A 15,507-nucleotide genomic window follows, 5' to 3' on the forward strand; every position below is an offset into this window, starting at 1 on the left:
CCTCTCTATCGGGCCGCCGTTCTTCCTTACTTTGTAGGACTCATTAAACGGGTCCATTCTGAAACCGGATCAATCCGGAAAACAGCAGACGCTTTCCTGCAAAACCCTTGGTATTTTAGCTTCCTCAATAGCAGATCAACCGAATATGGCATCATGCCATTTGGAGCATGCCGCAGTCTACGCACAAAAGATCCAGACGCCAGAAACTCCAGTACGAGAGAAGATATTAGCGATGATATCAGAGCAGGGTGTCTCTGTATGATAGCAGCCGCCCGTGACTCTGCTGATGTCGACTGGTTACTGCAGCAAGGTATTAACGCCCTTCAGAAAGAAAACGTTTGGGTCTTCAATCGCCTGGTTTCCACCATCGGCGCTATCGGCACACCGAACGCTCTTCGGGCACTGACTCAGCTGCGGGCAAAAACCCGTCACGCGACCATGCTGTCTCACCTCAATAAGATACTTGCACAAGCCTCCGCAGCTCTCGGCATGACGACTGTCGAAGCAGAGGAATTCATCGCGCTGGATCATGGGCTGGATGCACAGCACCGTCGCCGCGAAAGCCTCGTCGACGGTGTGTCAATTGTCCTGAGCATTGCGGAATCTGGTCAAGGCGTAATTCATTATGAGGATGCGACAGGCACTACTCTGAGCAAGCTGCCCGCAGCCATCCGCAAAGAAACGGGATGCGATGCGATTCTGCGCAGAACACGGGCGGACGCAAAGCAGCTTTCCGCCGATATGATGCTGCACCGTCAGAGGCTGGAACGGTCATGGGTGACCGGACAAACCTGGTCATGGCCGACCTTTGAGGAACGCTGGCTTCTTCACCCTGTGCTGGGATGGCTGGCGCGGCGGCAGATATGGTTGGTGGCCATGCCGGACAAACCGCTTCAAACCTGCATGATCAGACAGGATGGCACACTGTTCGGACCTGACGGCAACACGATGCCCCCTCTTGCGCCCGATGCGCTTCTGAGCCTCTGGCACCCGCTACATGCTGCCGCGTCAGAGACTATCGCACAGTGGCGCGCAACTCTCACACATCTGCAGATCTCACAGCCCATCCGACAGGCTTGGCGGGAAACTTACACAATAACCCAGTCAGAACAGGAGACGTCCCCGGCCTCCTACCGCTACGCACGACGCATTCTGAATCAGGCTCAGGTTATCCAGATCGGGCGGCAGAGAGGCTGGCGCATCCGCACGCTGACTGGTCACATGCCTTCCAGTGAAAGTGCACCCTGGACATTTCAGGTGCCTGCTCACGGTGTCTATGTAGAGTTCCGGACGGGTGGTGTCGGCGACAGTAAGAATTCCGATTGGTCGGGCGTTTTTACCCATGTCATGACCGACAGAATCAGGTTCTGTATCCTGAAAGATGAAGGCGACTGGAGCTATGACGGCGGCAAGAAACTGAGCGAAACAGGTACGCCAGTCCGTCTGGCTGACATCGATCGTATCGTTTTCTCAGAGGTGATGCGTGACGTTGATCTTATGGTGAGCGCAGCGGCCAGCAATATCACGTTCGATCCCGAAACGCTTTTCTCCATACCAGATCTCGCGCTCTGGCGTCGTCAGGAGGGCCTTGGAGACATCGCACTCCCCAAAGAACCTCATTTCGGAAGTATTGCTCTGGGTCGTAGGCAGCTTCTTGAAGCGCTGCTACCTGAAATCGACACAGACGGCGCAGTTTCCCTTGAAAAACATAACGCTCTTATCAATGGAAAATGCCATCGGTATCGCATTCATCTGGGCAGCGGGGACATCATGGTCCTTCCGCAACAACGTCAACTGGTAGTGGAGAATAGGAAGCTGGCATCCCTCAAAAAAGGTCTGCCCTCATATCGACCGCTACACGACGACGTACAGATGGATTCAATCCTGCAAAAGATCCTCATGTTGATACGGGATGACCGTATCCGCGATCAGTCCATTCTGGATCAACTCAACGCTCTGGATGATGAGGCTGAATAGTTCCCAAAGGTGCGCCGAGGCCGGGTTACCATACCTTTACCGGCCTGTGCCATTCAGGACGCAAGGAAACCCTGAAACATGCACCGACACTTCCCTCATCTTGCCCTGACCCTTTTTGTCATTTTTTGTATTGATTCACACTGGACCGCTGCCCATTCAGTCAATCTGGAAGCGCTTCATCTTTCCTATGACGGATATTGTGAGACCGTCTCGCAGGCTTTAAAGAACTATGAGCCGAGCACACCCGATGCCGCAGAAGCCAACAAGCGCTGGTGGAACGGAGCCATGGCTGCCGGTGGCATACCGCCTTACAATATCCAATATGACCACTACCGCATCATTGATGAGTTCTTTGACGCCTGTCGTTCAAATCCACACACTCCGATCAAACCCATTATGAAGAAGATTGGTCTTCAGCATAGATGGATTCTGAATTAGGACGTCACAGACAGGACATTTCGAGCATCAAGTATCGTGAGGGTCAACGCTATGAAATCCGTATGTTTCATAGCGGGTTTTCATAACTCCATTTTCGACATCAACAACCATGAAGCCTTCCGGCGTTCCATAGCGTGTTCCATGCCACCAGTTGCCGCTCACAGCACCGCCGGTGATATAGGGAACACCATGCCATTCGATCCGCTCCAGAATATGAGTATGTCCCTGTAGAACACCGATAATATTGTATCGATCGAACAACGGCAGCACGTCATAGGCATTTCTCACGCTCATGACATGATGTTTCGGTGGAACAGCCTGTGGCACGGCATACTCGGCGGCAGCAGTCACCAGCGGGATATGCGTGACGACAATGATCGGCATTCCAGCAGGTTGTGCCGCGAGATCCCGTGTCAGCCAGCCAATCTGGGTGTCATCGATCCAGCCTTCATAACCACGATCTTCCGTGATCCCGATTGAGTCCAGCACAACGATATGGACGCCCTTGTGATCGAACGAATAATAAAGCTGCCCGAAATTATCTTTGAAAAACTTCTTTCCATATAAAGGATCAGTCGGTTCCACGCCGCTTTTCGCATAAACACCGAAGCAGTCATGATTCCCGATCGTATGATGAACAGGCAGCGAGAGGTCCTGCGCCGTCCTTTTGTAAAGATCGATCAGCATTGAGGCTCGTCCGGCATTCACACCCAGCGCGTCAAACACATGGTCTCCGCCCTGAATGGCAAAATCTGCCCGGATGGAACGAGCTTTTGCAAAAGCCTGATGACAGCCACCAACCGCGTTCAGCTCCGGCTGAAGATGCGTGTCTGTGATGAACAGAAAGGAGAACGGCTTGTGAGGCCGCAGAGGCGGACGGACGGGAAGAGCCGCCCCTGCGCCGATCGTCCTGATCAGACCCGCACCGCCCGCGAGCGACAGAAAAGTTCTTCTGTTGAGGTGAAACATTCGGGCCGCCCTCTTCCTGTCCACGCACGGCAAGACTGAAAAACCAGTCTGATCAGAATCCCGCCTCCATTCAAGCGTGTCACAAATGATTCATCTCTCGCACTGACAGCCGGAAAAGCCCTGTCGCCCGCTCGGCACGAGGTCGTTTGATGGGGAAGTTTCTGAATGGGTTCTGTTACGCGGCGACATTCGCTATCTGAAACAATCAAACAGGAACGGAATGACAGAATGAACAAGGCTCTGATCGCCCTTGCCCTCGGAGCGTTTGCTATTGGCGTGACGGAATTCACTCCCATGGGACTGCTTCCGGTTCTGGCGCATGGCGTCCACAGCAGCGTGCCGCAGGCGGGTGGACTGATCAGCGCCTATGCCTTCGGCGTCATGGCAGGCGCTCCGGTCATTACCCTCTTCCTCGCCCGGTACCCGCGCAAATATGCGCTGATCGGACTGATGATCCTCTACACCGTGGGCAATCTGACAGCCGCCGCCAGCCAGACTTACATGGAACTGCTTCTGGCCCGTGTTTTCACCAGCTTTTCGCATGGCGCGTTTTTCGGACTGGGGGCAGTCGAAGCGGCGAGCCTTGTTGATCGTTCCAAACGAGCCAGCGCCGTCGCCAGCATGTTCATGGGCCTGACGATTGCGAACATCCTCGGCGTGCCTGCTGCGACATGGATGGGCGACACGCTGGGCTGGCGTCAGGCGTTCATGGCGATCTCGCTGCTTGGTCTGGTCGCGGCTACCGCCCTGTCCCTGTTTCTGCCGCTTGCCGAAGCCGGTCCGCGTCCGAACGCCGCGGCTGAGTTAAAAGTCATGGTCCGCCCCAACGTGCTGATGGCGCTGGGCCTGACGGTCATTGCTGCCGGCGCGATGTTTGAGCTCTACACCTATATCGTTCCAATGCTGGAAACCGTCACCCATGCCGGCCCCACACTAGTGACCATTGCGCTGATGCTGATCGGCGTCGGGTTCAGCGTCGGGAATATCGTGGGTGGAAAGGCCGCCGATATCTCCCTGACAAAAACGCTGCTCATCTTCTTCCCGATCCTCGGCCTGATCATGCTCGTCTTCCCCATCGCAGCACAAACGCCTGCTGGTGCTCTGATCGGCGTCTTCGTGTGGGGTATCGCCTGCTTCTCGCTTACCCCTGCCCTTCAGATGCGCACGATGCAGGCCGCGCACGAAGCGCCGGGACTGGCGTCTTCCATGAATATCGGCGCTTTCAATCTTGGCAACGCGCTGGGAGCGGCTTTGGGCGGCAGTGTTCTGTCGCTTGGATTGGGGTATTTTATGGTGTCGGCGCTTGGCCTCGGTCTGGCGGCGATTGGTGTTGTTATGGTGCTGTTGTCCAGTCGGGGAAGGCTGTCGCCGGAGGCGGTGTGAAGCTTCCGCAGCAGCCTTAAGCCGGACTTAGGGGCGTCCCCTTAGCCATAAAGAATCTGCAGGTGTCTCTCGTTCATACAAAGGGAGAAGCCAGTCATCTGGAACATAGAAGCGGCAATTTTGTCGGATCAGCGTTGCATTGGGTCAGTGTGTGCTGGTTGCCCCGCAAATACTTCAACATATGTTGTCTCAATCGACAGATTGTCGTGGTGTTGTCTTTCTCTTTTCTGACCTGAACATAGCCTTTGTCGCCTCTTCCTGCTTTCAAACAGACCAACAAACACATAGCGGTTATTTTAATGCATGGCGTCTCTTGTCACCATCGCTCGACAACTTATGCTTGTGCCTCATTGTCATGTGAAACCCCTCCCAGAGGAGCATAGGTCCATTGGCCACGCCTCAAGCCGTCGATACCAAACTGACTCAGGCCGCAATTTTTATGGTCGCCACCCTCAACGATGGCGTCTCCGCATCAGCTGCCATCCAGATACGTGATCTGCTCGGTGATCTGTCCTCTCTGGTGCGTGGTGTAGGATTTCGCATCCCTGATGGACGTCTGAGCTGTATCACCGGAATCGGCTCCAACGCCTGGGACTTTCTGTTTGGCGCTCCACGTCCGAAGGATCTGCATCCGTTTCAGGAGATCCACGGGGTGCATGTCGCTCCTTCGACGCCCGGCGATTTCCTTTTCCACATCCGCGCAACCCGCATGGATCTCTGCTTTGAGCTGGCCAGCGTAATCGTCTCACGTCTGGAAGGCGTGGCGACGATTACCGATGAGGTGCATGGGTTCAAATATTTCGACGAACGAGACCTGCTTGGCTTTGTCGACGGCACGGAGAATCCCTCCGGTCAGGCGGCACTCGACGCAACGCTCATCGGCGATGAAGATCCTGCCTTTGCTGGCGGCAGCTATGTCATTGTTCAGAAATATCTGCATGACATGAAAAAATGGAACGCAATGCCGACCGAGACGCAGGAAGACGTCATTGGTCGCAAGAAGCTGTCCGATATTGAACTCGCCGACAGCGCCAAGAAAAGCTACGCCCACAATGTGCTGACAAATATTGAGGAAAATGGGCAGCAGCTTCAGATTCTTCGTGACAACATGCCTTTCGGCAAACCCGGTCAGGGCGAGTTCGGCACCTACTTCATCGGCTATTCCCGCTCTCCGGCGCGGACGGAGCAGATGTTGCAGAACATGTTTGTGGGAAAGCCGCCGGGCAACTACGACCGGCTTCTCGATGTCAGCACAGCCGTCACCGGAACGCTGTTCTTCATCCCGACATCCGATTTTCTGGATGGCGCCCCTGACCTTGCTCCGCTGGAGAGCGTGCCCGCAACACCAGAGACGCAGCCAGACCAGACCGACACCTCCCTGAGCATCGGCTCACTGAAAGAGGAACAATAATATGAACAATCTTCATCGCCATCTCGCCCCCATTTCCGGTGCTGCCTGGAAGGAAATCGAAGAGGAAGCCTCGCGCACCCTTCGACGTCATCTTGCCGGACGGCGCGTGGTCGATACGTCCGAGCCACATGGTGAGGCGTTCGCCGGTGTCGGGACAGGCCGCTTCAGTACGATCGAAACACCAGATGCAGGTATCCGCGCCGTGAAGCGCGAAGTGCTGCCTCTCGTTGAACTGCGGGTTCCCTTCACCCTGTCGCGTGAAGAGATCGACGCCGTAGACCGTGGTTCGCTGGATTCAGACTGGCAGCCGGTGAAAGATGCCGCGAAGAAAATCGCCTACGCGGAAGATCGCGCCATTTTCGACGGTTATGCGGCTGCTGGCATCGAAGGCATCCGCAAAGGCACCTCCAACGCCCATCTGAAGCTGCCCTCTTCCGCCAAGGATTATTCTTACGTCATTACCGAAGCGCTCGACGCCCTGCGTCTTGCAGGCGTAAACGGCCCCTATTCGATCGTTCTGGGTGCGCAGGCGTGGCTGGCCGTGAACGGCGGCGATGATGAGGGCTACCCGGTCCGCAAGCACATCGAAAGCCTGATCGACGGAAAGCTCATCTGGGCTCCGGCCATTGAGGGTGCGTTTGTTGTCTCCATGCGTGGCGGTGATCTGGCGCTGGATATCGGTCAGGATTTCTCGATCGGCTATCTGAGCCACACGGCGGAGACAGTCGAACTTTACCTGCAGGAAAGCTTCGTTTTCCGTGTTCTGACCAGCGAAGCGACGGTCGCCATTGATGCAGCCTCGAAGCCAGCCTCCTGAACACTGCAACCATTTGCCTGCCATGCTCTTTAATGTTTTGCAATGCTTCAGAAATGATGTGAAACTTTCTGGAGCATGTCATGCGTTTCTGCATGATTTCTGAGAAGGACACACCATGGCACACGACCGCGCACCCCACGCTTCCAGTTCGCTTCACGATCTGGCTCGCAAAGCGACACACTCCCCGAAGCTCCTGACGAAGGAAGAAGTTATCCTTCTTGCCGAGCATGTGCTGAAAGGCGGAGAGCACGCCACCGAGCAGGAGAAGGAAATCGCGAAAAAGGCGACCCATAATCCGGAAGGCATGGAAGCCAGTGAACTGGCTCTGCTTGGCAAAAAGACGCTTGACGTCAAATAAAGCAGTTTTCTGATTTCAGAATGGACAGGGGCGTCTTTCTCATGAGAGACGCCCCTGTCTATTTATAGCGTTTCAGACTTGCAGACAGTCCCTAGGCTAACGCAGCAGCCTGCTTTCCTTCCAGCACGAGATACGGACCCGCAGCCAGAATCTGCACACTTAGCAACCGCTCGTCCGGTGTGTCTGCCATCCCGAGCGACAGGAACGCATCCCCGTCCGTCCAGCGTCCGGGTTCATCCGACAGGCCATGCCATCCCGGGAGATCAACTTCCTGATGATGCGTCACCAGCGGTTTCATCGCCTCTGCGTCCTGCACCATGATCTCGCCCACCAGAACGCCCAGCCAGCGACGATCATCGACAAACGGTCCTGCGACATCAGCCGGACGTGCGGCACGCGACTTCAGATATATGCGGTCCACCCCAGCCGGAATCATGAAGAGGAACCAATCCCCTTCTCTGCGAAACACGGGGATGAACATGCCGTTTTCCGCCCGCAGATGCAGATCCGGATCATGCGTTACAGCGGGCCGTGCGGATCGCAGCGTCAGACCATTCGCCTCGGCCCGCGCCTCGATCATACGAAACACCGGCTCGACCTTGTCGCACGAGACCGTCAGCGGCGCGGCGGCATCGTTTTCCCAGGACTTTCCTCGAGCCGCCGGAAAGGACACCACAGACCCGTTCTGCGTGAAGTTTCGCCGATTACCCGTATCCAGATAGCTTTCCGTGAGAAGCCCGTCTGCCCGCACGACGGAATGCTCCGCTGTCTCGATATGATAGTAGGCATAGGAGATCAGGGTACGGTCGTAGAAAATGGAGCGATCATTCACCAGCATACGCGCCGGAATGAATGAGTCCTTCAAAAACAGGCAATGTTCCGCCGTCACCAGCAGATCCTTGTAAGGCTGGCCGGGCGCGATTGCATCTTTCAGGATACGCACGGGGTAGCCTGCCTCGTCATCAAGAAGACCTGCACGGACCCGTGCGCTCTGGCTTCCAGCCCATGTCAGCGGCTGCGGCACGTCTCGATCGTTTTGCCAGTCATATGTCAGAACCAGATCACCCTGACGCAAAGACTGTACGGGAACATCGCCAGATGGCGTGCGGATCAGGGTATCGGGAAGGAAGCAGGTTTCCACTTCCACACCGCCGTCTTCATCGGCTGTCACCGTCACCGGACCATCGCCATATGTGTCGGAAAGCGAGACGGTTGTGGTCTTGCCGCCTGCTGAAACCGTCAGGATATTCGACGCGCTGTTGATGCTGGCGGACACGTCGGAAGTATAATCCAGAGCGCGGAAATCGATCTTTCCACCACTGGCCAGAGAAACGTTTGTCGCCGATGCGCCATTGGAAAGCACCAGCGTGCCACCGGACAGAACCTTCTGCCACTGGGCAACGCCTCCCGAAAGCACCACTTCAGTGCCACCCGAAAGCGTATTGCTGAGCGTGGAACCTCCACTGGAAACAACGACTGTTGCGCCCGACAGAACGGTCTCAGCTGCCGCGCTGGCGCCGAATTGGACTTTTTCCGTCCCGCCGGAGGAGATTGTGTCATAACTGGCCGTTCCAGCCGAAACGATGAGTGTGCCGCCGGACAGAACCTTTTGTGACTGGATAATGGAACCGGAAAGCACGATTTCAGTGCCACCGGAAAGTATATTATTTAGCGAGAGAGCACCGCTGGAAACGATCAGTGTCGCGCCCGACAACAGGGTTTCTTCCTGTACGTTCGCACCGGACAGGGCAATCTCTGTCGAACCCGAAGACAGTGTGTCGTAATAGGCCAGTCCACTGGAGACAGTCAGCGTGCCTCCAACCACAGTATTGAGATAAGACTTCCCGCCGTTCAGGATGATCTGTCCACCCGACAAAAGAATGTCTTGTTCCACGAGTGTGCCGGACAGGGATTCCACCACACCACCGGAAGAGATTATATCGGCGAACTCTGTCCCGCTGGAAACAATCAGTGTGCCACCGGACAGCACATTGGCATGGGTCGCCCCACCCTCGAGGATAAACTCCCCTCCCTTCATTGTGGTCTGCGTGACGCTTCCATTTGAAACAGTCAGCGTGCCGCCGGAAAGAACGGTCTCATCCGTAGCGCTGCCACCGGACAGCACCTGCACAGAGCCTCCCGCAGAAATGGTATCGCCCCGCACATAGCCACCGGAAGAAACAATCTCCCTTCCTCCGGAAGAAATTGCCGCCCCTCCGGCCATGCCGCTTTCAGCAACCGTCAGCACAGCGCCTGACTGCAGCGTTTCCCATGCGACATGCGCACCGGACAGCACTGTTTCACTGCCGCCGGACAGGATATCCGACACGGCGTTTCCGCCCGACGACACCACAATCGTCCCACCGGACAGCACGGTTTCCCGTTCCACGGTTCCCGATGACAGCGCTATCGCGGTTCCACCACTCGAAATGGTATCCTGCAGGGCAATGCCCCCGCTCGACACAAGGAGAGAACCGCCATCCCCTACAATAGTCCCTGTCGTCACCCCGCCATTTTCGACATTGATGACCCCGGATGTTTCAACCTGCGCATGACTGAGAACCTGCCCGGAAGACACATTTGTCGTACTGAACAGGATTGTTGCGCCGGACGTAATGGAACTGCCGGATGTAATCGGACCCGTCGCATTTGCCGACATGACCTTGCTGACGACCTGAGTGGAACCATCTTCCGAAGTGACCTTTAGATTCGTCCACTCGCTGGCAGGCTGACTCGCTTCAAAGTTCTCGTTCCAGTAAGCAGCTTCACTGATATACGGAGAACTTGTGTAGAGCACCTGTGTGATGGCGGGCGATGATCCGTCGGTGGGCGTGACAGTGAAATGCCATTCCCACATCGTGCGGGTCTGATCGACGTAATAAGTCTGCGCCCCGTCAATCTTTGTGTAATAACCAGGAAGAAACGTAACTTCCTCACCACGACTTATGGTGTAGGTGTATGTTTTTCCAACGAGAAAATCCGCTGAAACATATTGGGGAATATTATCCTGAATATAGGACAGATCCTGTGGATCGTTGATACTGTATCCCGTCGGATCATCCGGTGTGACATCCAGCCCACCCCAGTTGATCCGCCACGGCGTCTCTCCCTGCGCCTGCAAGCCGCCATGCGCCCAGGCTCCGTTTGAAAAGTCCACCTGCAGTGCGAAAAAATGCATGCCGGGACCGTTCAGCGCATCAATCGTCAGATCAATGGAGATCGAGGTGACATGTGTACTGGCGTCTATGGGAAGCCAGAGATCAGCCCCACCCGTTGTTGCGTTGGGAATCGTGTGATCAAACGTGTCATCGGTATAGTTCGTCACAGACTGGAATGTGGCGATGGCGTTCACGCTGCCTGATGACAGCACCATCCCGTTGATCGCCGTGCCGGAGGCTGCCGAAACGCCACCACCGGATGACGCTGTCACCTGATTGACGACCGCCCCACTGGCCAGACTGAGTGAACCACCGGATACGACGGAAATGCCCGATATGATGGCGCCCGACACAGCCGACAGAACGGATGCGCTGCTGTCTCCGCCAAGCGTTACTCCGGCGGCGACGGCACCGGAAGCGAACGATGCCTGATCGCCCGTCAACGTGCTACTGCTGACCGTGCCCCCGGCTGCAACTGACAGCGAGCCGTCCATCTCCGTTACCTGCGTGAGAATCCCTCCACTGAGGACCGACACGACAGGCTTACCGCCAGAAATTGTCACGCCGGATACGATGGCGCCGCTGGCCACAACGAGACTGGCGATGTCTGTCAGGGAAGTCGGATCAGAAACGGAGGTCTGGCCACTTTCGTAATATGTCTTGCCGCCATGACTGACCGCCAGCCAGTCACCACCCGAAATTGCCGCCGCCATTTCTGACTTCCGTTCTTCAGAAGAATAAATAAAGTATACGAAATACATCTTCTATGCACATCGCACTCTTATAAACGACAAAAAGAACCCACCCGCAACCGGAAGACGTTTTATTCACGATAAAATACTAATACGCGAATATTTCAGGATTTTTATGCGACTTTTCCTCCCCAGCAGCCCGACACTTTCTGGATAGCGGCAACATCAATCCTTAATTTTTATTAAAAAACTTCATCTCTTGTAAAAAATACTCAGTTACAGGTTCTATATTTCCGTCGCATCCGATCAATGAATACAGACTGAAACCATCCCCCTGCTACGTCCCGTCAACACACACTCAGTCTGGACAGTCACATCCAAAACAGGGCAACCAGACTTTCCGGCAGTCAGAAAATCACACATCCGGACAGGAACAGATTTTCGAAACACGAGGTCCAGGGCAGAGAAAAAACATGCGCCTTCAGTCATCATGGGACCCACATCTACCGGACGGGAACGCCTCTCCGGCGGAACGGCTTGCGGAAGCGATGGGTACCGACATCCTTGCCGGAAAGCTCAAGGTGGATGACCGCCTTCCCGCCCATCGGGATCTGGCGTGGCGGCTTGGCATCGGCATCGGCTCTGTCTCACGCGCCTATGCCATTCTTGAACGTCGCGGGCTGGTGCGCAGCGTACATGGTCGTGGCATGTTCGTTTCTGTCCGGCAGGAAAACGCCGGAACCAGATTTGACCTCGCTACGAACATGCCGCCACCGATGTTCAGCAACAGGGCATTGTCCGGCACGCTCAACAAACTGGCGAAACAGGTCGATCCGGATCTGTTCAATGTCTATCCACCGATCGCCGGGCATCCCGAACATCGCCGCATCATGGCGCACTGGCTTGCAGAATTGGGCGTAGAGGTCTTGCCGGAAAACCTGCTTCTGACGGCAGGCGCGCAGCAGGCTCTCAATGTAGCTCTGAACGTCGCCCGGTCACATGTCACATATGCTGTGACGGAGGAGCAGACCTATCCCGGCATGCTTGGCGCCATGCGGCAAAACCACATGCCCGTTCATGCTGCCCGAATGGATGAGGAAGGAATACTTCCTGCCTCACTCGACAAGATTCTCCATAAAAATCGAAAAGAGCGCGCCGTCCTCTATCTAACGCCTACCATGCACAACCCGACCACAGCGACGATGGAATTGCAGCGACGACAGGAAATTGTCAGCATTTGCAGGAAATTCGATGCTCTGATCATTGAAGACGGTGTGTATGTCTCCGGGCATAATCCGTCCCGACCATCTTTTCTTGAGCTCGCGCCGGAACGCACGTTCCATGTCAGTAGCCTTTCCAAGATCCTCAGCCCGGGACTGCGTATCGGAACCCTCATTCCTCCGGCTGGCTATATGGAAAAATGCCTGCCTGCGCTTCTGGCTTCTTCGCTTATGATCGCCCCCCTGTCCTATGCCATGATGGCGCTGTGGATGCAGAACGGCACTGCCGAAAGCGTACGAAAGGCCCTTCAGAACGAGGCCATTCGTCGTCAGGAGCTTGTGACCGCCAGCCTGCCTCAGGTCGTGCAGGCGCGTCATTACGCTTTTCATGCGTGGCTGCCCATGCCGCTAAAGCGAGCAGAACGTGTCATCGCGCTGGCGAAAGACCTTGGTGTCTCCCTTCCCGCCGCAACATCCTTTCAGTCGACGAAAGCGGTGCACAGCACTGGAATACGCCTCGCATTCGGGAGTGTATCGTTCCGGCGACTCCCCGAGGCGCTGAGGCTCGTACAGTCAGCCTGCCTCGATACAGAGGGAAAAGTGTCGCGTGACACTATACCGATATACTGAAAGTGTATCTTTCGAGTAGGCTCTTCCCACGCCACCATTCGGAGGGAAGCCCATGCCTGACACTACGCAGCATGTGACGGTCGTTGCATCCTTTCATCTGAAAGAAGAGCATCTCGACGCAATTCTGCCCGTCATGACGGCCTGCATCACAGCATCCCGTCAGGAAGTGACCAATCTTTTCTATACCTGCCGCCGCGATCTGAATGATCCGCTGCATTTCGTATTCATCGAACAATGGCAAAGCGTGGCAGCGATTCACGAACATGAAAAGCAGCCCCATTTTCTCGCCATGAAGACCGCGTTCGAGAAAGGCATGGAAGGCAGACCAATGGTGACCATGCTCGAAGACGTGTCGGCCTTTTCCTGAAGCGGGATGACGCGGATCATGACGCCGCATGTCTATCTTCTCGGCACTGCCGACACGAAATCTGCTGAACTGACCTATCTGCGTTCCGTTCTTGTCGAGAACGGCATTGAAGCTTTGATCGTGGATGTCAGCACCAGTGAGACACCCTGTCCAGCAGACATCCCGGCGCAGGAAGTCGCCGCCCATCATCCGGATGGCGAAGCTGCCGTGTTCTGTGGAGAACGCGGTCAGGCGATCACCGCCATGTCCGTCGCGCTGGAACGCTTCCTGCCGGGCCGCGCCGATCTGGCCGGTGTCATCGGCATCGGCGGCTCGGGGGGAACGGCCATCGTCGCACCGGCCATGCAGGCGCTGCCCATCGGTTTGCCGAAGATCCTGATTTCCACAGTCGCCTCGGGTAACATCAAGCCCTATGTCGGCGAGTCCGATATCGCGATGATCTATCCCGTCGTGGATTTGCAGGGGCTGAACCGCATATCCCGCCCCATTCTCGCCAATGCGGCGAACGCCATGGCGGCCATGGTACGCCATCCTTATGTGGCTGCGCCGGAAACCCGTCATGTGGCTGCGCCGGAAACCCGTCCTGCAATCGGGATCACCATGTTCGGAGTGACAACGCCCTGTGTCACGGAAGCGGTCCGGGTACTTGAGCCGGATTTCGAATGTCTGGTTTTCCACGCGACCGGCTCCGGTGGAAACTCAATGGAGCGCCTTGTCGCGCAGGGCGTTCTGCGGGGTGTGCTGGACATCACCACAACCGAGTTCTGTGATTTCGTCGCGGGCGGTATCTTCCCTTGCGACGCCTCCCGTCTCGATGTGATCGCCGAGACCAAGGTGCCATATGTCGGGAGTTGCGGCGGCCTCGACATGGTCAATTTCGGTGCTGTGGAAACCGTGCCTGAGCGCTATCGTGACCGTGTTTTCGTGCGGCACAATCCGTTCATCACCCTCATGCGCACGACCGATCAGGAGTGCCGTGAAATGGGACGTCTGATCGGCGAACGTCTCAATCGCTGTGACGGGCCTGTCCGGTTCTTTTACCCGGAAGGCGGGTTTTCACAACTCGACCGCCCGGATCAGCCTTTTTATGATCCGGCAGCCGATATCGCTTTCCGCGATGCTTTGCTTGAAACATTGCAACAGACAACGGATCGCCGTTTCATCAGCCTGCCGCTCGCCATGAACGATCCTGCCTTCGCTCAGGCCATGGCAGGAGAACTTATCGATCTTTTCAAGGAGAATGACTTCCATGCCCCGGATTGAACGTAGCGCCATCCTGCATCGCCTGCGCGGACTGATCGCCGAACGCAAACCGATTGTCGGCGGCGGAGCCGGCACCGGCCTTTCCGCCAAGTGCGAGGCGGCTGGTGGCATTGATCTGATCGTCATCTATAATTCCGGCCGCTACCGCATGGCGGGCCGCGGATCGCTCGCCGGGCTTCTGGCCTATGGCAACGCCAACCAGATTGTCATGGACATGGCGCGTGAAGTGCTGCCGGTCGTGCCGAACACGCCGGTTCTGGCAGGCGTCAACGGCACCGATCCGTTTGTGGATTTCGATGTATTCCTCGATGATGTGCGTCGCGTCGGCTTTTCCGGCATCCAGAACTTCCCGACGGTGGGTCTGATCGACGGAAACTTTCGCAAGAATCTTGAAGAAACGGGTATGAGCTACAGTCTTGAAGTGGATATGGTCGCCCGTGCCCACAAGAAAGATCTGCTGACCACGCCTTATGTTTTCGATGTTGAGCAGGCAAAGGACATGGCCCGCGCGGGCGCCGATATTCTTGTAGCCCACATGGGGCTGACAACGGGCGGCAGCATCGGGGCTGAAACGGCCTTCACGCTGGACGATTGCATCAAGCTGATCAACGAGATTTCGGACGCGGCGAAAAGTGTGCGCGATGATGTGATCCTGCTCTGTCATGGCGGGCCTATCGCGATGCCTGCCGATGCGCAGAAAGTGTTGAGCGCGTGCCCTGACTGTCACGGCTTCTACGGCGCTTCCAGCATGGAGCGTCTACCGACCGAGACGGCGCTGGTTGAACAGACCCGCACCTTCAAGGCCATGACGCGCTGACATTTTC

General features: G+C 56.1%; 12 protein-coding genes. 10 read left to right on the forward strand and 2 right to left on the reverse strand.

Going from position 1 to position 15,507, the window contains the following annotated elements:
* The first annotated feature begins 258 nt into the window (after positions 1 to 258).
* A complete protein-coding gene (locus B3759_RS03775) occupies positions 259 to 1,977 on the forward strand; it encodes a DUF4132 domain-containing protein (RefSeq protein ID WP_291363770.1) in 1,719 nt (572 codons plus the stop codon).
* 78 nt (positions 1,978 to 2,055) lie between these two features.
* Positions 2,056 to 2,415: a hypothetical protein gene (locus B3759_RS03780; protein ID WP_291363771.1), complete on the forward strand. Its 360-nt coding sequence runs from the start codon at positions 2,056 to 2,058 to the stop codon at positions 2,413 to 2,415.
* A 27-nt stretch (positions 2,416 to 2,442) separates the two neighbouring features.
* On the opposite strand, the gene B3759_RS03785 is transcribed toward B3759_RS03780, so the two are convergent.
* Entirely contained in the window at positions 2,443 to 3,384 is a 942-nt protein-coding gene (locus B3759_RS03785) for a metallophosphoesterase family protein (RefSeq protein WP_291363772.1), read from the reverse strand.
* Between the two features lie 228 nt (positions 3,385 to 3,612).
* On the opposite strand from B3759_RS03785, the gene B3759_RS03790 reads away from it, so the two are divergent.
* The 4 genes from B3759_RS03790 (at position 3,613) to B3759_RS03805 (ending at position 7,353) form a co-directional block, all read left to right on the forward strand.
* Positions 3,613 to 4,767: an MFS transporter gene (locus tag B3759_RS03790; RefSeq protein WP_291363774.1), complete on the forward strand. Its 1,155-nt coding sequence runs from the start codon at positions 3,613 to 3,615 to the stop codon at positions 4,765 to 4,767.
* Positions 4,768 to 5,155: 388 nt separating this feature from the next.
* Entirely contained in the window at positions 5,156 to 6,178 is a 1,023-nt protein-coding gene (locus B3759_RS03795) for a Dyp-type peroxidase (RefSeq protein ID WP_291363775.1), read from the forward strand.
* 1 nt (position 6,179) lies between these two features.
* The gene (locus tag B3759_RS03800; RefSeq protein WP_291363777.1) at positions 6,180 to 6,995 is read left to right on the forward strand and encodes a family 1 encapsulin nanocompartment shell protein; all 816 of its coding nucleotides are present in this window, start codon (positions 6,180 to 6,182) and stop codon (positions 6,993 to 6,995) included.
* Between the two features lie 115 nt (positions 6,996 to 7,110).
* Complete coding sequence (locus B3759_RS03805; RefSeq protein WP_099348685.1) at positions 7,111 to 7,353, forward strand: hypothetical protein; 243 nt, start codon at positions 7,111 to 7,113, stop codon at positions 7,351 to 7,353.
* Between the two features lie 91 nt (positions 7,354 to 7,444).
* Here the strand turns inward: B3759_RS03805 and B3759_RS03810 are convergent, their stop codons facing one another.
* On the reverse strand, positions 7,445 to 11,224 hold the full coding sequence (locus B3759_RS03810) for a Hint domain-containing protein (protein WP_291363779.1): 3,780 nt from the start codon (positions 11,222 to 11,224) through the stop codon (positions 7,445 to 7,447).
* 452 nt (positions 11,225 to 11,676) lie between these two features.
* Between B3759_RS03810 and B3759_RS03815 the strand changes: the two genes are divergently transcribed.
* From B3759_RS03815 to B3759_RS03830, 4 genes are read left to right on the forward strand one after another with little or no spacing between them, the layout of a single operon-like run.
* Positions 11,677 to 13,053 (forward strand): PLP-dependent aminotransferase family protein, encoded by a 1,377-nt coding sequence (locus B3759_RS03815; protein WP_291363781.1) that lies wholly within the window; start codon positions 11,677 to 11,679, stop codon positions 13,051 to 13,053.
* Between the two features lie 52 nt (positions 13,054 to 13,105).
* A complete protein-coding gene (locus B3759_RS03820) occupies positions 13,106 to 13,420 on the forward strand; it encodes a putative quinol monooxygenase (RefSeq protein ID WP_291363783.1) in 315 nt (104 codons plus the stop codon).
* A 6-nt stretch (positions 13,421 to 13,426) separates the two neighbouring features.
* Positions 13,427 to 14,683, forward strand: coding sequence for a Tm-1-like ATP-binding domain-containing protein (locus B3759_RS03825; RefSeq protein WP_291363785.1), 1,257 nt, complete (start codon positions 13,427 to 13,429; stop codon positions 14,681 to 14,683).
* Positions 14,670 to 15,500 (forward strand): phosphoenolpyruvate hydrolase family protein, encoded by an 831-nt coding sequence (locus B3759_RS03830; protein ID WP_291363786.1) that lies wholly within the window; start codon positions 14,670 to 14,672, stop codon positions 15,498 to 15,500. The genes B3759_RS03825 and B3759_RS03830 overlap by 14 nt, the downstream gene beginning before the upstream one ends.
* The last annotated feature ends 7 nt before the right edge of the window (positions 15,501 to 15,507 follow it).

The sequence above is a fragment of the Acetobacter sp. UBA5411 genome (assembly GCF_002409645.1).
In the GTDB taxonomy this organism is placed as follows: Bacteria; Pseudomonadota; Alphaproteobacteria; order Acetobacterales; family Acetobacteraceae; genus Acetobacter.